Source organism: Streptococcus cristatus ATCC 51100, assembly GCF_011612585.1.
Taxonomy (GTDB): Bacteria; Bacillota; Bacilli; order Lactobacillales; family Streptococcaceae; genus Streptococcus; species Streptococcus cristatus_H.
The window spans coordinates 181,086-201,180 of the sequence record NZ_CP050133.1; the positions used below are offsets into that span (position 1 = coordinate 181,086).

At 44.2% G+C, this 20,095-nt stretch carries 14 protein-coding genes, 1 other RNA gene and 1 pseudogene; 10 read left to right on the forward strand and 6 right to left on the reverse strand.

Annotated elements, in window-relative coordinates; genetic code table 11:
- Nucleotides 1-60: 60 nt before the first annotated feature.
- Nucleotides 61-1,455: an IS1182 family transposase gene (locus tag HBA50_RS00955; RefSeq protein ID WP_045496874.1), complete on the reverse strand. Its 1,395-nt coding sequence runs from the start codon at nucleotides 1,453-1,455 to the stop codon at nucleotides 61-63.
- Nucleotides 1,456-1,610: 155 nt separating this feature from the next.
- Nucleotides 1,611-4,112 carry a leucine--tRNA ligase gene (gene leuS, locus HBA50_RS00960; RefSeq protein WP_045500938.1) on the reverse strand — a complete coding sequence of 834 codons (2,502 nt, stop codon included), beginning with the start codon at nucleotides 4,110-4,112 and terminating at the stop codon, nucleotides 1,611-1,613.
- A gap of 180 nt (nucleotides 4,113-4,292) precedes the next feature.
- Between leuS and HBA50_RS00965 the strand changes: the two are divergent.
- Nucleotides 4,293-4,873 (forward strand): annotated as a pseudogene (locus HBA50_RS00965) (potassium channel family protein).
- Nucleotides 4,874-4,943: 70 nt separating this feature from the next.
- Here HBA50_RS00965 and HBA50_RS00970 read toward each other — a convergent pair.
- Complete coding sequence (locus tag HBA50_RS00970; protein ID WP_045500321.1) at nucleotides 4,944-6,836, reverse strand: M13 family metallopeptidase; 1,893 nt, start codon at nucleotides 6,834-6,836, stop codon at nucleotides 4,944-4,946.
- Between the two features lie 148 nt (nucleotides 6,837-6,984).
- On the opposite strand from HBA50_RS00970, the gene HBA50_RS00975 reads away from it, so the two are divergent.
- From HBA50_RS00975 to tpx, 4 genes are all read left to right on the forward strand, one after another.
- A complete protein-coding gene (locus HBA50_RS00975) occupies nucleotides 6,985-7,704 on the forward strand; it encodes a metal ABC transporter ATP-binding protein (protein WP_045500322.1) in 720 nt (239 codons plus the stop codon).
- 1 nt (nucleotide 7,705) lies between these two features.
- Complete coding sequence (locus tag HBA50_RS00980; protein ID WP_045500324.1) at nucleotides 7,706-8,542, forward strand: metal ABC transporter permease; 837 nt, start codon at nucleotides 7,706-7,708, stop codon at nucleotides 8,540-8,542.
- A 21-nt stretch (nucleotides 8,543-8,563) separates the two neighbouring features.
- Complete coding sequence (gene scbA / locus HBA50_RS00985) at nucleotides 8,564-9,496, forward strand: metal ABC transporter substrate-binding lipoprotein/adhesin ScbA (protein ID WP_045500328.1); 933 nt, start codon at nucleotides 8,564-8,566, stop codon at nucleotides 9,494-9,496.
- 151 nt (nucleotides 9,497-9,647) lie between these two features.
- On the forward strand, nucleotides 9,648-10,139 hold the full coding sequence (gene tpx / locus HBA50_RS00990) for a thiol peroxidase (protein ID WP_045500331.1): 492 nt from the start codon (nucleotides 9,648-9,650) through the stop codon (nucleotides 10,137-10,139).
- Between the two features lie 153 nt (nucleotides 10,140-10,292).
- On the opposite strand, the gene HBA50_RS00995 is transcribed toward tpx, so the two are convergent.
- From HBA50_RS00995 to gshAB, 3 genes are all read right to left on the reverse strand, one after another.
- On the reverse strand, nucleotides 10,293-11,549 hold the full coding sequence (locus tag HBA50_RS00995) for a toxic anion resistance protein (RefSeq protein ID WP_045500334.1): 1,257 nt from the start codon (nucleotides 11,547-11,549) through the stop codon (nucleotides 10,293-10,295).
- Between the two features lie 24 nt (nucleotides 11,550-11,573).
- Complete coding sequence (locus tag HBA50_RS01000; protein ID WP_045500337.1) at nucleotides 11,574-12,419, reverse strand: membrane protein; 846 nt, start codon at nucleotides 12,417-12,419, stop codon at nucleotides 11,574-11,576.
- A 224-nt stretch (nucleotides 12,420-12,643) separates the two neighbouring features.
- On the reverse strand, nucleotides 12,644-14,896 hold the full coding sequence (gene gshAB / locus HBA50_RS01005; RefSeq protein WP_045500939.1) for a bifunctional glutamate--cysteine ligase GshA/glutathione synthetase GshB: 2,253 nt from the start codon (nucleotides 14,894-14,896) through the stop codon (nucleotides 12,644-12,646).
- A gap of 302 nt (nucleotides 14,897-15,198) precedes the next feature.
- Here gshAB and HBA50_RS01010 point away from each other — a divergent pair, with 302 nt between their 5' ends.
- The 5 genes from HBA50_RS01010 to HBA50_RS01030 all read left to right on the forward strand — a co-directional run bounded on the left by HBA50_RS01010 (nucleotide 15,199) and on the right by HBA50_RS01030 (nucleotide 20,011).
- A complete protein-coding gene (locus HBA50_RS01010; RefSeq protein ID WP_045500340.1) occupies nucleotides 15,199-16,491 on the forward strand; it encodes an adenylosuccinate synthase in 1,293 nt (430 codons plus the stop codon).
- 214 nt (nucleotides 16,492-16,705) lie between these two features.
- Nucleotides 16,706-17,362, forward strand: a complete 657-nt coding sequence (locus HBA50_RS01015; RefSeq protein WP_045500343.1) for an HAD family hydrolase — start codon at nucleotides 16,706-16,708, stop codon at nucleotides 17,360-17,362.
- 181 nt (nucleotides 17,363-17,543) lie between these two features.
- Nucleotides 17,544-18,011, forward strand: coding sequence for a tRNA adenosine(34) deaminase TadA (gene tadA / locus HBA50_RS01020; protein ID WP_179856637.1), 468 nt, complete (start codon nucleotides 17,544-17,546; stop codon nucleotides 18,009-18,011).
- A 38-nt stretch (nucleotides 18,012-18,049) separates the two neighbouring features.
- An RNA gene (gene ffs, locus HBA50_RS01025) (signal recognition particle sRNA small type) lies at nucleotides 18,050-18,135 on the forward strand.
- A 526-nt stretch (nucleotides 18,136-18,661) separates the two neighbouring features.
- The gene (locus HBA50_RS01030) at nucleotides 18,662-20,011 is read left to right on the forward strand and encodes a glucose-6-phosphate isomerase (RefSeq protein ID WP_000018248.1); all 1,350 of its coding nucleotides are present in this window, start codon (nucleotides 18,662-18,664) and stop codon (nucleotides 20,009-20,011) included.
- Nucleotides 20,012-20,095 lie beyond the last annotated feature (84 nt).

Consider the following 20,095-nt stretch of genomic DNA (forward strand, 5'->3'; position numbering starts at 1 on the left):
TTAAACGACTCCTCAGATTGAAGACAAACATTCCAAATGGTGTTTGTCTTTTTCTGTTTGTCAGGCTAATATTTCATCTTTTGATAGAATAATGGTCATTTGAACAAAATAAAAAGGCTTGTCCACCCTCATTTTTACTAGTTTTTTAAGATTCAAACACGCCAAAGTAAGCCCAACCTTATCTTCCATTTTGGACTTTCCTTTCTCTCTGGTGTATCTCAAGTTATGATATTCCTTAGCAGTCCCAAAGAGTCGCTCAATTGTTTCCTTGCGCTTCTTATAAAGCTCCTTCATCCCTCTTTTGTGGCGAATCTCTTCACAAAATTCAAGGTCATCTTTCCATACATGTCTTGTGATGACTTTCTGCTGATTCTGGCTCTGGGTACAAACTGATGATAGGGGACAGGCGACACATACTTTTGGATCACTCTTATACTCACGGTAGCCTGCTCGGGTCGTCGTGCGATAGGTTAACACTTGGTTCTCTGGGCAGAGGTAACAGTCATAGAAGGCATCATAAACAAAATCACCGGGCCTTAAGTTCCCTTTTACACCCTTGGGGCGGGTATAGGGAAAGACAGGGATGATGTTTCGCTCTAATAAATAATGAGCAATAGCTGGGGTCTTATAGCCTGAGTCCGCAATAATGTAGCGTGGGGAGAAAGCTTCTATCTTTGAAAAAAGGGCAGGGAAAGCCTGACTATCGTGTACATTTCCTGCTTCAACACTATAAGCTAGTGCCCAACCATGCTTGTCACAAGCTACCTGGGCAGAATAGGCAAATACTTCCTTGTGTTGACCCTTGTGGAACCAGCCACTCTCTGGGTCTGTCCTTGAGATTTTCTTTTCTTTAGCCTCGCTTTCTTTTGCGGGCTTTAAGGACTTTTTTTCATGTTTCCTCCTATCTAAATCAATCTCAACTTCCAATTGCTCACTCATAAATTTAGCTTGTTGGGCAACCATTTTCTTACGATATTTGTGACTGTTAGCTGCCGCTTTGATGTGAGTACCATCCACAAATAGTTCCGAAGGATCAATTAAGCCAGCACATAAAGCTTGATGGAGCACTCGCGAAAATATCTCTGAAATTAATTCTTTATCTTGAAAACGACGACTGTAATTCTTTCCATAGGTGGTAAAATGAGGGACCTTGTCATCCAAGCTTAGTCCAAGAAACCAACGATAAGCTACATTTACTTCAATATCTTTAATGGTTTGGCGCATGGAGCGAATGCCATAAAAACATTGAATCAAAGGGATTTTGACTAACATGACAGGATCGAGACTAGGACGACCATTATCTGGACTATAGGTGTCTTCTACCAAGTCATAGATAAAATCAAAATCAAGCTTTGAATCCACTTGGCGAAGAAAGTGATCCTCTGGGACCAATTCGTCGATCGTATAGAAGCCATATTGGCAGCGATGATAATCAGGTTTTTCTTTGTGAAACATAGAGAATACCTCACAATTCTTCTCACCTCTATTATACGACTTTACAAAAAGAAAAGCCCTTAGAAAAGTGTCTTCTAAGGACTTTGTCTTCAATCTGAGGAGCCGTTTTAAACGACTCCTTTCTTTGTAATCACGATAATGTTGTAGCCAACTGATTATTTCACCACAATATTAACCAGTTTATTTGGCACACTAATGACTTTCACGATTTCTTTACCAGCGATTTCAGACTTGATTTTCTCATCTGCCAGAGCGATTTCCTGCAATTCCTCACGGCTCAAGTCCTTTGCTACGACTAGTTTAGCACGAACTTTACCCTTGATTTGAACTACGATTTCGACCTCTGCCTCGACCAGTTTACTCTCATCATAAGTTGGCCAAGCTACATAGGAAATGCTCTCGCCAGTTTGAGCGACTGCCTGCCAGAGTTCTTCAGCCAAGTGCGGTGCAAAAGGCGCCAGCAATTGAATAAAGCCTTTAGCGTATTCGACATAGAGCTTCTCTTCCTTGTTAGCTGCATTGACAAAGATCATGAGCTGGGCAATGGCTGTGTTAAACTTGAGCTCCTCAATCTGCTCTGTGACAGACTTGACTGTTTCGTTGTATACCTTGTCGAGAGCACCATTGTTATCCGCAACGATTTCTTTACTTGTAATCAAACGGTAGACACGATCCAGGAACTTACGGCTACCTTCCAGACCTTCTTCTGACCAAGCGATGGATGCATCCAACGGCCCCATGAACATTTCATAGACACGAAGTGTATCGGCACCATATTGCTCCACTACATCGTCTGGGTTGACCACATTCTTCAGAGACTTAGACATCTTAGCTGGTGCCTGCTCTAGTTCTTCTCCAGTTTCGATATTGAAGAAAGAACCATCGCGTTTTTCCACCTTGTCTGTCGCCACTAGAGCACCGCGACTATCACGGTAGCTTGTTCCCAGAATCATTCCTTGGTTAAAGAGTTTTTGGAAAGGCTCTTTGGTCGGAACCACTCCGATATCATAGAGGAACTTGTGCCAGAAGCGGGCGTAGAGCAGGTGGAGCACAGCGTGCTCTGCGCCACCGATATAAATATCAACTGGCAGCCAGGCCTTGAGCAAGTCTTCGTCTGCTAATTTCTCATTGTTGTGTGGGTCAATGTAACGCAGGTAATACCAGCTAGAACCAGCCCATTGTGGCATGGTGTTGGTTTCGCGGCGTCCTTTGACACCATCTTCCCGAGTCACTTCCAGCCAGTCAGTCAGATTGGCCAGAGGACTTTCACCGGTACCAGAAGGGCGGATATCCTTGGTTACAGGCAAGACGAGCGGCAATTCATTTTCAGGAACAGCCGTTGAGGTGCCATCTTCCCAATGAATAATTGGAATCGGCTCACCCCAGTAGCGTTGACGGCTAAAGAGCCAGTCGCGCAGGCGATAAGTGACTTTTTCATTTCCGACACCTTCCGCTTCCAGCCAAGCAACCATCTTGTCAATAGCGGCAGCCTTGTCCAAGCCATCTAGGAAGCCAGAGTTAATATGCGGACCGTCTTCTGTGTAAGCAGCTTCTGCAACATTGCCACCCTCTAGAACCGGAATAATCTCTAAATCAAACTGCTTAGCAAACTCCCAGTCGCGCTCGTCGTGTGCAGGAACAGCCATGATGGCACCTGTTCCGTAGCTTGCAAGCACATAGTCGGCAATCCAGATGGGGATTTCCTTGCCATTGACAGGATTGATGGCATAAGCTCCTGTCCAGACACCGGTCTTCTCCTTGGCTAAATCAGTCCGAGCAAGGTCGGATTTGAGGCTGGCTGCATGTTTGTAGTCTGCTACTGCTTGGGCTTGTTCTGCACTTGTAATGGCATCGACGAGAGCATGCTCCGGAGCTAAAACAGCATAGGTCGCACCAAAAAGAGTGTCCGGACGAGTCGTAAAGACAGTGAAGTCCTTGTCTGTGTCCTTAATCTTGAAGGTTACATTGGCACCGGTTGATTTCCCGATCCAGTTGCGCTGCATGTCCTTGATAGACTCAGTCCAGTCCAGCTCCTCCAAGTCATTGAGCAAACGTTCTGCATAAGCTGTGATTTTCAGCATCCACTGACGCATAGGTTTGCGGACAACTGGATAACCACCGCGCTCAGATGTGCCGTCTGGCAGGACTTCCTCATTGGCAATAGCCGTTCCCAGCTCTTCAACCCAGTTTACTGGCACTTCAGCTTCATAAGCCAGGCCTTTTTCGTAGAGCTTGGTGAAAATCCACTGGGTCCACTTGTAGTAGTTAGGGTCAGTCGTGTTAACTTCCCGATCCCAGTCGTAAGAAAAACCAAGCGCATTTATTTGGCGTTTGAAGTTGGCAATGTTTTCTGCTGTAAAGTCAGCCGGGTCATTGCCTGTATCCATAGCGTACTGCTCGGCTGGCAGACCAAAGGCATCCCAACCCATTGGGTGAAGGACATTGTAGCCTTGCGCGCGCTTGTAGCGGCTGAGGATATCCGTCGCTGTGTAGCCTTCAGGGTGTCCTACGTGCAGACCAGCTCCTGATGGATAAGGAAACATATCCAGCGCATAAAAGTTAGGCTTGTCCTTGTCCGTACCTGTCTTGAATGTATGGTGCTCAGCCCAGTATTTCTGCCACTTGGGCTCGATTTCTTTGTGATTGTAAGTTGCCATAATCATTTACTCTCCAACGATCTTTTCTGTGTTCTAGACACGTTTCTATCTATTATACCATTTTCAAGGGATTTTGAAAGTAACCGACGAAGGAGAATGAAGAAAATCTTTGCGGCTTGACCTTGACTTATTTTTAAAAACAAATAGAATGAAAGCAAGTTTAAAAAAGTGAGGTTGAGGATGACAAGAAAGACTTTATTTCAGATTATTGAGCCCCATCAAAAGGAAAATGCGATTGAAAAATCCTATGATGTGCTTATGTTCCTGACTATTATTGTCAGCCTGATCCCCCTGACCACCAAAAGTCACACAGGAATCTTCATGTGGTTGGATTTTGTGTCAACGATTATTTTTGTTATTGACTACGTGCTTAGACTCGTTACTGCCGATTATAAATTGGAAAAAGGGAAGCTCTCTTTTTTCCTCTATCCTTTTACCTTTCTGGCGCTGGCTGATTTGCTCTGCATTTTGCCTTCCCTCTTTTTGTTGAATAATAGTTTGCGGCTCTTTTGGCTCTTGGCTACATCTTCATTTCTGCCCTTATCATTTTTAATGTCGAGCCTAGTACATTTCCTAATTTTTTTGACGCCCTCTACTGGGCAACTATCTCCTTGACGACGGTTGGTTATGGTGATATTTATGCAGTTTCAACGACTGGAAAAATTATTACCATGATTTCTTCCTTTTTAGGAATCGCCATTGTGGCTCTGCCCGCTGGTATCATCACAGCCGGTTATATGAAAGAAATAAAAGAACTATAAAAACCTGTTCGGGAAGGCTCTAATGCCTTCCTGAGCAGGTTTTTTGATTGATTAATTATTATTGAAGTTGTTACCAAATCACCACGCGCTCTTCTGGGCTACGCCACATGCCGTCTCCTTCTTGGACATCAAAGGTCGTAAAGAAGTCGTCAAAGTTAGGCAGTTGGACATTGGTCCGAAGTTTAGCGGGCGCATGGACATCGACGCTGGCTAGAAGCTTCATGTACTCTTCGCGCCCCTTCATCCGCCAGATGCGGGCAAAGTTGGTGAAGAATTCCTCCGCAGAGAAATCGTCTTCTTTCTTGGCTGCTTCAAGAGCTGCTGCAATACCGCCCAAGTCCGCTACATTTTCTGAAACGGTCAGCTTACCATTGACCTTAGCACCGTAAGAATCTAGACCTTCGAACTGGTCAATGACTTTCTGAGTCCGCTCAGTAAAGGCTTGGTAGTCATGCTCCGTCCACCAGTTGTTGAGGCTGCCGTTTTCATCAAAGGAAGCGCCGTTGGTATCAAAGGCATGGGAAATCTCATGGGCAATAACCGCACCGATACCGCCATAATTGGCTGAAGAAGACTGGTGCAGGTCATAGAAAGGTGCCTGCAGGATAGCCGCTGGAAAGACAATCAGGTTTTTCTGAGGATTGTAGTAGGCATTGACCATGTGGGCTGGCATTCCCCATTCTTTGTAATCCACGGGCTGGTTCCACTTGCTCCAACCATACTCAATTTCCACTTGTCGCAGTTTTTGAGCATTTTCGAAGAGGCTGAGATTTTCATCCACAAGCTTGTCTGCATAGCGCTCAGGCAGCTCCTCTGGGTAGCCGATATAAGGCTTGATGACATTGAGTTTGACAATGGCCTTGTCCCGAGTTTCTGGTGTCAGCCAGTCATTGCTTGCGAGGCGTTCCTTGTAGACTTGGATCATGTTGGCTACCTTCTGCTCCACATCGGCCTTGGCTTCAGGGGAGAATTTTTGACCAGCATACCAGAGCCCGATGGCTTGATTGAAAGGCGCTTGAGCTAGGTAAAAGGCGGCTTTTTTCTTGTCTTGCGCCTGAGGTGTTCCAGATAGGGCGCGACGATAAGCGCCTGCTAGGACACGGATTTCGTCAGTCAAGTAGGCTTCAGCTGACGCGATAGCGTTAAAGATAAGCACGGCCTTGAGCAGGGGCCAAGCCTCTTCGCAGTAGAATTGGTCGGCAGCCTGCCAGAAACGCTCCTCCGGTACGATAATCTGGTCAGGAATTTGCCCGATGAGTTGGGTGAAGATGGCATCTAAAGGTAGATTCGGTGCTAAGGCCTTGAAGTCTTCCCACTTGTAAGGGTGGTAAAGCTTGGCATATTCTGAGCTTTCCTCCCGTGACAGAACGACTTTGGCGATTCGAGCATCCAGTTCTAAAACCTTATCCAGCAAATCTTGGATTTCTTCTGCTGAAAATTCGAATTTTTGCAGCAAAGCTTCGGAAGACTCACGCCATTTTTTCAAGAGCTTGTCCTTTTGAGGATGCCCATCGGCATAGTAGGTTGTGTCTGGGAGAATAGTACCTGGTGCATCTGCCCAAAGGACATTAATACGGGCGTCCATAAAGTCAGGCGCCACACCAAAAGGAAAGAAATTGGGCTTGCCAGCCAGCTCAAACTCGGCAATCTTTGTGGTAAATTCTGCAAAGGAGTTGAGTGCTTGGTATTCTGCAATCAAAGGCAAAACAGGCTTGACACCGAGTTCTTCCCGCTTGTCATAGTCAGCAGCTAAACGATGGTACTTGATAAAGTTTTGCAAAATAGCATCATCAGGAACTTTCTCACCCCGCAGCCATTGATCAGTAGTGGAGAGCATCAGCTTTTCAATCTCATCTGACAAATCTGTGAAGCCGCCGGTTACAGGCTTGTCATCTGGGATAACCGCTGTTTTGGCCCATTCACCATTAATGGCATCATAAAAATCATCTTGTAAACGTGTCATCTTGTTCTCACTTTCATGCTTTTGATATAACCTTATCAAAATTAGCTCCTTTTTTCAAATATTTCTTATATTGATTTTAAGGATTTTTTAAAAATTAACTTGACTTAATTTTCATTTTAATGTATATTAAAACAAAAGAGGTGTAACAATGATTGAAATGAAAAATTTAAGTGTCAGTTATCAAGGACAACTGGCCTTAGAACCAACTTCTTTAACAATAAAAGGACCAACTATCACAGGGATTATCGGACCAAACGGGGCTGGAAAGTCAACTCTCATAAAAGGTATGTTAGGAATTGTTGAGAGTGAGGGGCAGACCTTTCTAGATAGAAAACCCATGAAGCAAGAATTAAGCAAGATTGCTTATGTAGAGCAGAAAATTCACATTGACTATAATTTTCCTATAAAGGTCAAGGAGTGTGTATCTTTGGGCCTGTATCCTAAGATCAAGCTCTTTCAACGCCTCAAAGCGTCTGACTGGGAAAAGGTTGCTCGGGCTTTGAAAATCGTTGGTTTAGAAGATTTTGCTGAGCGGCAGATTAGCCAGTTATCTGGTGGGCAATTCCAGCGGGTCTTGATTGCCCGTTGCTTGGTTCAGGAGGCGGACTATATTTTCCTAGATGAGCCTTTTGTTGGGATTGACTCGGTCAGTGAAGAGATTATCATGGCGACCCTCCGCCAGCTAAGAAAAGCCGGAAAGACGATTTTGATTGTCCACCATGACTTGAGCAAGGTGGTCGCTTATTTTGATCAGGTCTTGCTACTTAACAAAAAAGTCGTCGCTTTCGGATCAACCGAGAGTACCTTCACCAAAGAAAATATGCAGAAGACCTACGGTTCTCAGCTCTTTATGAATGGAGGTGACTAGGATGATTCAGGAATTTATTCAAGGCTTACATGATTTTCATTTCCTGCAAAATGCGTTGATTACGGCCATTGTGATTGGAGTGGTGGCCGGTGCCGTTGGGTGCTTTATCATCTTGCGGGGCATGTCGCTCATGGGGGATGCCATCTCTCACGCGGTGCTGCCCGGTGTGGCTCTGTCTTATATTTTGGGGATTAATTTCTTCATCGGTGCCATTACCTTTGGCTTACTAGCTTCTATTATTATCACCTACATCAAGGGCAATTCCATTATCAAGAGTGACACGGCTATCGGGATTACTTTTTCTTCCTTCTTGGCTCTGGGGATCATTTTGATTAGCGTTGCCAAGAGTTCGACCGACCTCTTCCATATTCTCTTTGGGAATATCTTGGCGGTACAAGACCTTGATATGTGGATTAGTATTGGCGTGGGTATTTTGGTGCTGCTGGTCATTAGTATTTTCTTCAAGCAACTTTTGTTGACCTCCTTTGATCCACTTTTAGCCAAGGCTATGGGAATGAAGGTGAATTTTTACCACTATTTGCTGATGATTCTATTGACTCTGGTATCTGTCACAGCCATGCAAAGTGTCGGAACGATTCTGATTGTGGCCATGCTGATTACACCAGCTGCAACGGCCTATCTCTATGCCAAGAGTCTCAAGACCATGATTTTATTGTCATCTGCCTTGGGGGCTGGTGCATCTGTTTTAGGTCTCTTCATCGGTTATAGTTTTAATGTTGCAGCAGGTTCTAGTATCGTTCTAACCTCTGCCCTGATCTTTTTGGTTTCATTTTTTATCGCACCAAAACAGCGGTATTTAAAAAGAAAAGTAAAATAATATATTTATGGAGGATTTCCAATGAAAAAATGTCGTTTCTTAGTTCTGCTTTTGCTGGCTTTTGTCGGCCTAGCAGCCTGCTCTAGTCAAAAAAGCAGTACCGAGACTGGTTCTTCAAAATTGAATGTTGTTGCAACCAACTCGATTATTGCGGATATTACAAAGAATATCGCTGGCGATAAGATCAATTTGCACAGTATCGTACCTGTCGGCCAAGACCCACATGAATACGAGCCTCTGCCTGAAGATGTCAAAAAGACTTCCCAAGCGGATCTGATCTTCTACAATGGGATCAACCTTGAAACAGGTGGTAATGCTTGGTTCACAAAATTAGTAGAAAATGCTAAGAAGAAAGAAAACAAGGACTATTATGCTGTCAGCGAAGGTGTGGACGTGATTTACTTGGAAGGCCAAAGTGAAAAAGGGAAAGAAGACCCTCATGCTTGGCTCAACTTGGAAAATGGGATTATCTATGCTCAAAACATTGCTAAGCGTTTGAGCGAAAAAGACCCAGCTAACAAAGAAACTTACGAGAAAAATCTTAAAGCTTATGTGGAAAAACTAAGCGCTTTGGACAAGGAAGCCAAAGAGAAATTCAACAACATTCCTGAAGAAAAGAAAATGATTGTAACCAGCGAAGGTTGCTTCAAATACTTCTCTAAGGCCTACAATGTGCCATCTGCCTATATTTGGGAAATCAACACTGAAGAAGAAGGGACTCCAGACCAAATTAAAACTTTGGTTGAAAAACTACGCAAGACGAAAGTGCCATCTCTCTTTGTGGAATCAAGTGTAGACGACCGTCCGATGAAGACTGTTTCTAAAGACACTAATATCCCAATCTACGCTAAAATCTTCACTGACTCTGTTGCAGAAAAAGGAGAAGAAGGAGATAGCTATTACAGCATGATGAAATACAACTTAGAAAAGATCGCAGAAGGTCTGTCTAAATAATAATAAGAGGTTAGGAAGATAAAATCCTAACCTCTTTATTTCTGAAAGGCAAGCTTCATATGGAGTCGCTCTCAAATTTTCGGTCAAATTATTCGAAAAAAATCACTATTCGCAGTACAATGGAGTTATCAAACATGAATGGAGACTTCCTATGACAACTTTTCTCGGAAATCCTGTAACCTTTACGGGTCAGCAATTGCAAGTCGGCGACACAGCCCATGATTTTAGCCTGACAGCTACTGACCTTTCAAAGAAAACTCTGGCTGACTTTGCTGGTAAAAAGAAAGTCCTCAGCATCGTGCCGTCTATCGATACTGGCGTTTGCTCAACTCAGACTCGTCGTTTCAATCAAGAACTGGCTGATTTGGACAATACTGTTGTAATCACGATTTCAGTTGACTTACCTTTTGCTCAAGGAAAGTGGTGTGCTGCTGAAGGTATCGAAAATGCTGTCATGCTATCTGACTACTTCGACCATTCTTTCGGTCGCGACTATGCTGTCCTCATCAATGAATGGCACCTGTTGGCCCGTGCAGTTCTTGTCTTGGACGAAAACAACACTGTGACCTATACTGAATATGTCGACAACATCAACACCGAGCCAGATTATGATGCAGCCATTGCAGCAGTCAAAAGTCTGTAAAGAATTATACTTTTCCAAAAAATGCACTTAATTCTTCATAAGAGTTGAGTGTATTTTTGTCTTCTTGACTAAAAAATTTGGAAAATACAAAAAGACAAACATCAATTTTTGACGTTTGTCTACGATTTGAAAGAGCCATCTAGGCTCTTTTAATTATTCTGAAGTTAATTCTTTCTGGGCTTCCTTGCCTTGGTCCAGCAAGGCTTGGATAATCTTTTGATCACGCAGTTTGACAGAGTTGTTGATGGTCTCTGCAGATTGGATGACCGCTGCTTCTAGCAGAGCGCGTTTTTCCCGTCCTTTATCAATGGCTTCGATAATGCCTTGGTTTTGAGCAACGAGGCTTTCTGCTAGCTTAGTTACAGACTCAACAGCGATAGTAGGGCTTTGGGAAATCCGCTCCAGCTGAGGAATGACTTCCTTGCTCGTTTCGGCGAGCATTTGCAGGGCAGCGTTATTCGCATTAGAGATAGCGTCAGCTACCTGACCGGACTTCATGGATTGCTGGAGAATGCCTAACTGGGCGATAGACAGTTTCATCGTTGGAATGGTATTGCGGCGGAGCATTCCAAGTTTTTGGCGCATATCAGAGGAAACCTTGACTAGGTTACGCATTTGAGGCGTTGTCGCCCAAGCCACATAGAGACGGCTGACATATTCAGTGTGTTGCTGCTCTAAGGTATTGACCACCTCTGTCATTCGGGCTAATTCTTGCGATTTAACTTGGTAGTCAAGGGTTGTCATATCTAACTGAGCAACTTCAGCCTGTAGCTTGAGCGCTCGATTGCCAGCTTCTCGCTGAGACGCTTCGATAAAAGAAATAACTCCGACAAGATTTTCAATCGATTTGGTATTGTCTTCAATCAGCATTTCAGCAGAAACAATATTGCGAGCCAAAACATCTTCTTGTTTGACGACGGTTGCAGCCATGCCATCCATTTTCTGCTCAATATTTTGTGAATCGAAATAGAATTCTTGAAGAGTGTTTTTGCTCTGTTTGAAGAGTTTTTCCAGGAAATTAGGCTTCTTGTCCAATTCTGCTACTTGAGCATCCTTGTATTTTGCGACAAAGCCATTGAGTTCTTTGTTGGTGTTTTTTAAGAGCTCATCTACCTGGGGAATTTGTAATTTTTTCTGCTCGGCTAAGATACGATTGACAGTACCGTTGACCTCTTCTACAGCAGATTGGCCAAAGTCCAGCAAGGCATTTTGGTCCGACACGAAATTATCCACAAGCTGCGGAGCCTTAGCCGTAATCGCACTCTGTTGCTCAGGAGTCAGCTTTTCTAGAAAAGTTAGCTGGCCATTTTCTTGAGTCGTGTTGGATTCGATGATTTCTGTTGTTTTGTCGCTTTTACTGATGGCATTGTTGGCAATTTTATCAATGTCAAAGTTAAATTCTTGGCTCATAGTTTCTCCTTTGGTTTATCTAGCTTAAAAGCCGGTGTCTGTTTGCTTTTCCTTGTCTAAGATGCGTAGGCTAATGTCAAAATCCCTCAAATCAGCTTCATTTAATTGGCGCAGCGCCTCGTCTAGGTCCAAGTCAAACTGCTCGATAGCTGCTTTGGCCTTGGCTAGCCGCTCCTCAGCATTGTAAAAATCTTTGGGAGACGCTTTGATTTTGAGGTAGCCTTCTAAAATATCTTCGTAGTGCTCCATCTGGGACTGATGGATGGCAGTCAATTCTTCCTTATTGTTGCTTTCGGATTGAGAGATTTTTTGAAGAATGGCCTCGTGGTCAATCTGAATATTGTGAACCGTAGCGACCAATTCTGGGGCTAGCTCTTCTAGACTAGTTTTCTTAGGCTGCGCTTCTTTTTGCCTTTTCTCTCGTTCAATTTTTTGCAGTTGTTTATCAATTTCCTCGGTTACAGTAGTAATTTTAGTCTGAATGCGCTGGTAGACAGATGCAGGAATTTCATCTCGCAATTCCTTAGCAACGTTTTTGATATAGGTGAGTTGGGGAAGAATTTGCAGGGCCAAATCTTGGTAGTCTTCCTTCTTGCCGTATTCTTGGTAGCTTTCTAATTCTTTAATACGGCGGTCAGCCTGACCAATCTCTGCCTTTAAATCTTCAATACGGCCAATGCTGGCTTGTTTAGCTTCAATACGAACTCTTTTCTGTCTTTGGTAGCGATAGATTCCGTAGCCAATACCTCCCAAAATAGCAATGGGGATCAGATAGCTGGCTATCACTCCAGAACCAAAAATAATTGCAAGTATCCAAATCCAGCTAAACCATTCCGGCTGCTGGTTAGAATAATTCTTTCTTCTCGACATAAACCTTTCTCTTTCTTCTCAATATGATATCTCTATTTTAACATAAAAGCTAGTTTTTGAAGGAGAAAGATTGATATATTCAGCCGCACTTTTAGATTTGATGAGAATGTTTGCTTCATCAAGAAAGAGCTTTGCTTCCTTTCCTGAAAGCAAGCGTAAGAGTTCTTTTTTATCACAAGTGGGCAAGCAAGAATCGCAAGGGATCCCCTGCGATTCGTGTTTTATCAGTCCATTTCTGGGAAAAGTTTGGCCAGTATTTTAGGGGTGATGCTTTGTCCCGGTCCCTCAGCGCAATAGGTATGCATATACATAGAGGGATTGAAGTTGAGCTCGATGCAGGTACAGTTAGGATTTTCTTGTGTAGAAATAGCAGAGCTGTCAGGGATGATTAGGTCAACGCCACAAGCCCAAGCTCCCATAGCCTTTGCCATGTCCGCAGCAAGTTCCTTATAAGACGGGTGCATACTTTCAGTCACATCAATCGAGTCTCCGCCAGTAGAAATGTTGGAATTACGCCGCAAGTCAACCTTGACTCCAGCAGGCAAGATATCGTCTGGTCCGTAGCCTTGCTGGTCCAGCATGAGCAGTTCAATGTCCCCCAGTTCAATGATTTCGAGCGGTGAACGATGGTTGCGCCCGCGCAGAGGATTGTCATTTTTGATGGCAACCAATTCTCTCACGGTGTGTTGACCGTCTCCAACGACATTAGCTGCCACGCGCAAGAGGACTGCCTCACATTGACCGTCTAAGACAAAGAAGCGGTATTCCGTTCCAGCGATAAATTCCTCCACCAAGACGGCAGCGTCTTCTGAAAAAGCAATCTCCAAAGCCTTGTGATAAGATTCCAGACTAGCTGGTTCTTGGAAGATAGAGATGCCCAGTCCGAAGTTGGTTGACTTGGGTTTGACGACAATTTGTCGGTCCTTAATCAAAGGGTAATAGGCCAGTCCTTCTTCAAGAGAAGAAAACTCCGCCCCAGCCGGAACAGGAAAATCAGCTGCTGCCAAAATCTTTTTGGTGACTGTTTTATTGGCCATGGCTAGAGGGATGACATAGTTATCCTTGGAGGTCATGTTTCCGTTTTTGACATACTCCACATGCTGACCGTGCCAAAGCTTGAGAAATTGGTCATTTTCATCTAAGATTTCGAGATGGAGTCCTTTCTGGAGAGCGTCAAACATAAGCATTTGAGTGGACAGCTCCATCTTTTCGTAGCCCTTGAGGGCGTAGGGTGCAGTCCAGGCGTAATCTCGATATTCCCGTGCTTTTGCCAGTCCAAATGCTGAGAGGGAGTTCTTCTCAATATGAGGCAATAATTGCCCTGCCAGAGTCAGTTTGGGCTCAGTCAGCGTAGCTCTGACTTGCGCTAGCAATTGACGGTAGGCCTCAGGGAGATTGAAATGTTGGATCACATTTTCCATAGCTTGGAGAATAGCAGAGCTGTCGGCCTCTGCAGGTAGGGGCGTCAAGGGGTGAGACAAAGCAACGGCATCGTTGAGAGCATGAGCCGCTTGTAGCTGTGTATCACTATCTGTCACATCATCCAGCCACAATAGAGCCAAGAGAAAGAGATGGACCGTGTCCAAGGTTTCTTGACTGATGCCCAAAACGTCGAAAGGATTGAGGTCGAAACAGCGCAGTTCCAAGTAAGTAATGCCTTGTTCCAGATAGTCTCGATTTCGTTTTTGACCGCGAAAGCGCACAGGCGAGTAAAATTCCTTTTCTGCACTGAGGTCGCCAGACTCGACATAGGCTTCGATGTCCGAGACATAGCTTTCCAGCGAGCGAAATGACACATGGATATGCTCGTCATTGACGTAGCCGTGATGGCTATTGCGGAGTGAGCGAACAGGAGCCTCAACTGACTCATCGTAAAAGCCAGCTTCTGCCAGTGGAGCCGCACCATAAAGATAGGTCAAGAACCAGCGGAAACGGAGGAAATTACGAGCCAATTTGAGATAGAGAGCATTTTTAAAATCCTTGAAGGAAGAAAAGTTGCTAGCCTCAAAGAGGGCCGTCATCAAATCTTTTCCTAGCTCGATATTGTAATGAATGCCGGAAATGGTCTGGAGGCGTTTGCCATATTTTTCCGCTAAACCTTGCCGATAATGGAGTTCGTAGGCATTTTCTAGGTGGGCAATTTCAATCTCGTCTTCTCGGAGTTGGGGAGGCATGGACAAGGGCCACATGAGTTCATCTTGGGGAATGGAGCGTCCAGCTACATCGGTGATGGCACCCAGCAGGCGGCGGGCCTCCTGAGTTGAAGAGGCGATGGGCGTAATCAATTCGAGCTGCTGCTCGCTAAAATCCGTCTGGATATAGGGATGAAAACTCCGAGAACCCAGAGAGCTGGGGTGGGGAGTTGAAGCCAGTGTCCCTGCCTCTGTCACGCGCAGGGATTCTCTTTCCAGTCCAAAAGTCGCCTGTAAGATCGGGCTGGCAGGGTCGAGCTTTTCAAGTAAACGATCAATAGTCATCATGTTTTTCCGTCCTTAGTATAGTACTTTCAGTCTATTATAAAAAAGGCTAGAAAATAACTATTCGCTACGTTTTTGATGAATTCCCGAACTTTTATTCCCATTTGTTGGATATATTTCGTGAAAATAGAAAATTTTAAAAAGAATTATTCGCTTTCAAAAGTGAAAATCCAAATTTAAAAGACACCTGATCTTGAAAAAAATTCAAAATTTTCTTATAATAAAGTGTAAGATACGTTTGCAGGTGAAACTCCTGCCTTGTAGATTAAGAAAGGAAGAGCTCTCGTAGCTCAGACGAAATTATGACATCAGTTGTTGTTGTAGGAACCCAATGGGGAGATGAAGGAAAAGGGAAAATTACGGATTTCCTTTCGGCCAATGCTGAAGTGATTGCCCGCTACCAAGGCGGTGACAATGCTGGACATACGATTGTGATTGACGGGAAAAAATATAAATTGCACTTGATTCCGTCAGGAATTTTCTTCCCAGAAAAGATCTCAGTGATCGGAAATGGGATGGTGGTCAATCCTAAATCTCTGGTCAAGGAGTTGGCTTATCTGCACGAAGAAGGTGTTACCACAGATAATTTGCGCATTTCAGATCGTGCCCATGTCATCCTGCCTTACCATATCGAGCTGGATCGCCTGCAAGAGGAAGCTAAGGGCGACAATAAGATTGGTACCACGATCAAGGGAATCGGTCCTGCCTACATGGACAAGGCTGCGCGTGTTGGTATCCGCATCGCTGACCTTTTGGATAAAGACATTTTCAGAGAGCGCTTGGAGCGGAATCTAGCTGAGAAAAACCGCCTCTTTGAGAAATTGTATGATAGCCAAGCGATGAGCGTTGACGATATTTTTGAAGAATATTATGAATACGGTCAGCAAATCAAGCAGTATGTGACTGACACATCTGTCATCCTCAATGATGCGCTGGATCAAGGCAAGCGTGTCCTCTTTGAAGGGGCACAAGGCGTTATGCTGGATATTGACCAAGGGACCTATCCATTTGTAACCTCGTCTAATCCAGTTGCTGGTGGGGTAACGATCGGTTCAGGTGTTGGTCCAAGCAAGATTGACAAGGTAGTTGGTGTCTGCAAGGCCTATACGAGCCGTGTCGGTGATGGACCATTCCCAACAGAGCTGTTTGATGAAGTGGGCGACCGTATCCGCGAAGTAGGCCATGAATACGGTACAACGACGGGCCGTCCGCGTCGGGTGGGCTGGTTTGACTCCGTTGTGATGCGCCACAGCCGCCGCGTATCAGGCATTACCAATCTTTCCCTCAACTCTATTGACGTTTTGAGTGGTCTGGATACAGTCAAAATCTGTGTGGCCTATGACTTAGATGGGGAGCGAATCGACCATTATCCAGCAAGTTTGGAGCAGCTCAAGCGCTGCAAGCCAATCTATGAAGAATTGCCAGGTTGGTCAGAAGACATCACTGGTGTCCGCAGTCTAGAAGACCTGCCAGAAAATGCCCGCAATTATGTTCGCCGTGTCAGCGAACTGGTTGGAGTCCGCATTTCGACTTTCTCAGTCGGACCAGGTCGCGAGCAAACTAATATCTTGGAAAGTGTTTGGTCAAGTTTATAAGCAAGCGAAGACAAGAGAGTGGGACAGAAATCGGTAATTCGTTAGAATTCGATTTCGTCGTCCCACCTCCACACAGTTGAGTAGGGCTGTAAAAGCTGATGAAATCAGCGTAGTAGAGCCCACTCAACCACTGCGTCTTGCTCGACAATCCAAAGACAATTGAGAGGCTAGGGCTTTTGTCCCAGCCTCTTTTTGAAAGCAGAAAGAGGAAAAAATGTATCAAACGATTTTATTTGACCTAGACGGTACCTTGACCAATTCAGAACTAGGGATTACCAACTCAGTGGCCTATGCCTTAGGAAAATATGGGATTCAAGTGCCAGACAAGAAGGCATTGAGGGTTTTCATCGGTCCGCCCTTGCAGGATTCTTTTGAGCGCTTTTATGGATTTTCTAAGGAAGAATGTTTAAAGGCCATTGACTACTATCATGAGTACTTTTCTGAAAAAGGCCTTTATGAAAATGAGGTCTATCCAGGTATACCTGACTTGCTAGCTTCTCTGAAACAGGCTGGCAAACAGTTGATTGTAGCTACGTCAAAACCTGAAGAATTTTCCATTCAGATTCTCAAGTATTTTGGCTTGTATGACTATTTTGACTTTGTTGCTGGTGCGACCATGGATAGAAAACGTAGTAAAAAAAGCGATGTTATCCAGTATGCCTTAGAGCAAAATGGGATTACAGATTTGGCGCATACCATCATGATTGGAGACAGGGAGCACGATGTGCTTGGCGCTCAAGCGCAAAAGCTTGATTCTATCGGTGTCCTTTATGGCTTTGGTAGCAGGGAAGAGCTAGAAGAAGCTGGAGCGACTTATATTGTCCAAGAAGTTGGAGAAATTGCTAAAATTATCAATACTCAAAAAGCTTAAGCTTTATTTAAGATAGGCCAGCTATACTAGAAGCATAAACAAAGACCTCCTAACTTTGTTTAAACCTCCTAAACTTTTTCATAATAATCTCCCATAAGAGTCGCCCAATCGGCGGCTTTTTTGTGAGTCATGAGCCGCCTGTGGTATAATGAACAAAGAAACTAAAAGGAAGAGGGAAGAGATGGATTACACGATAGAGGAAAAAGAAATATTTATGAGGGAGGCGCTGAAGGAGGCGGAGATTGCCCTCGCCAATGATGAAATACCGATTGGTTGTGTCTTGGTCAAGGATGGTCAGATTATCGGACGTGGACATAATGCGCGTGAGGAGCTGCAGCGGGCGGTCATGCATGCGGAAATCATGGCGATTGAGGAGGCCAATCAGCGTGAAAATAGCTGGCGTCTGCTGGATACGACGCTTTTTGTCACGATTGAGCCCTGCGTCATGTGTAGCGGCGCCATCGGACTGGCTCGGATTCCAAAGGTGATCTATGGGGCGAAAAACCAGAAATTCGGGGCTGGGGGTAGTCTCTACGATATCCTGACGGATGAGCGGTTGAATCATCGTGTAGAGGTTGAAAGTGGCCTTTTAGAAGAAGAATGTGCGGCGATTATGCAGAACTTTTTCAGAAATCGCAGGAAAAAGTAAAGAAAATTAGCCAAAAAAGAAAGTTTGTGTTATACTAATTAGTGGAGCAACAGTTCTGCGTGAAGCGGGTCAGGGGAGGAATCCAGCAGCCCTAAGCGAAGTGAACTGTGTGCTCTTTTTCTATGCCTCTTAACGAATCAACTCCGAAGGAGGAAGATAAGTTTAGAGGCATTGACGCAGTTCGAGCAAAGCGAGAACTACGTTCCGATATTTAACGAATCAAGACTGAAAGTCGCAGATGAATCTTAGAGCAATGGATGGGAGTGGAACAGAACTTTTGTTCGTAGTTCCACCCCCGCAAGGCTGATTAGGCTTTCTTCTAAGCTTGAAAAGCGAAAGAAGAGCCAATCAGCTACTGCGTTGAATTGCTTGACTAATATTTAGTTAAGGTGGGAATACGTTAATCCTTGTAAACCGAATCAAGTCCAAAGGACGCTGAAACTCTCAACCTACCCATGAAATTGAGGACAGGGATTTTGTGGTAAAAATAGCAGATTGCGCAAACGATTGCGTTCGCTTCTAGTCAAGGATTTGCAAAATTGTAAAAAAATTAACAAAATTTTATATTAAAGCGTTTTCATTGAAGGAATTACTTGCTAAAAAAGTATGAAAGCGATATGATAGAGTGGAAGAAAAAATGGAGGATTATCATGTCACATATTAAATTTGATTATTCAAAAGTTTTAGACAAATTTGTTGCCCCACATGAAGTGGAATACATGCAAGCACAAGTAACAGCTGCAGACGAATTGATTCGTAAAGGAACTGGTGCTGGTAGCGACTTTTTGGGTTGGTTGGACCTTCCTGAAAATTATGACCGCGAAGAATTCGACCGCATCTTGAAAGCTGCTGAGCAAATCAAATCAGATAGCGATGTCTTGGTTGTAATCGGTATTGGTGGATCTTACCTTGGTGCCAAAGCAGCCATCGACTTCTTGAACCACCACTTTGCGAACTTGCAAACAAAAGAAGAACGCAAAGCTCCACAAATCCTTTACGCTGGAAACTCAATCTCATCTACTTACCTTGCTGACTTGGTAGAGTACGTAGCTGACAAAGACTTCTCAGTAAACGTGATTTCTAAATCTGGTACAACAACTGAACCAGCGATTGCCTTCCGTGTCTTTAAAGAACTCTTGGTTAAGAAATACGGTCAAGAAGAAGCCAACAAACGTATCTACGCAACAACTGACCGCCAAAAAGGTGCTGTTAAGGTTGAAGCAGATGCGAATGGTTGGGAAACATTTGTGGTTCCAGATGACATCGGTGGACGTTTCTCAGTATTGACAGCCGTTGGTTTGCTTCCAATCGCTGCATCAGGTGCTGACATCAAAGCCCTTATGGAAGGTGCGAATGCAGCTCGTAAAGATTACACTTCAGATAAACTTTCAGAAAACGAAGCTTACCAATATGCAGCCGTTCGTAACATCCTTTACCGCAAAGGCTATGCAACTGAAATCTTAGTAAACTACGAGCCATCACTTCAATACTTCTCAGAATGGTGGAAACAATTGGCTGGTGAGTCAGAAGGGAAAGACCAAAAAGGGATTTACCCAACTTCAGCAAACTTCTCAACTGACTTGCACTCACTTGGTCAATTTATCCAAGAAGGAACTCGCATCATGTTTGAAACAGTTGTCCGTGTTGACAAACCACGCAAGAATGTGATCATTCCTACTTTGGAAGAAGACCTTGACGGACTTGGTTACCTTCAAGGAAAAGACGTTGACTTTGTAAACAAAAAAGCAACTGACGGTGTCCTTCTTGCCCACACAGATGGTGATGTACCAAACATGTACGTGACTCTTCCAGAGCAAGACGCCTTCACTCTTGGTTACACTATCTACTTCTTCGAATTGGCCATCGCTCTTTCAGGTTACTTGAATGCGATCAACCCATTTGACCAACCAGGTGTTGAAGCCTACAAACGCAACATGTTTGCCCTTCTTGGAAAACCAGGATTTGAAGAATTGAGCAAAGAACTCAACGCACGTTTGTAATATAGAACGGAACCTCCCTTTGGGGAGGTTTTTTGCTGTTTTAGAGTTCAACTTCTACCATGATTTGTTTGCCAGCCTGTTATC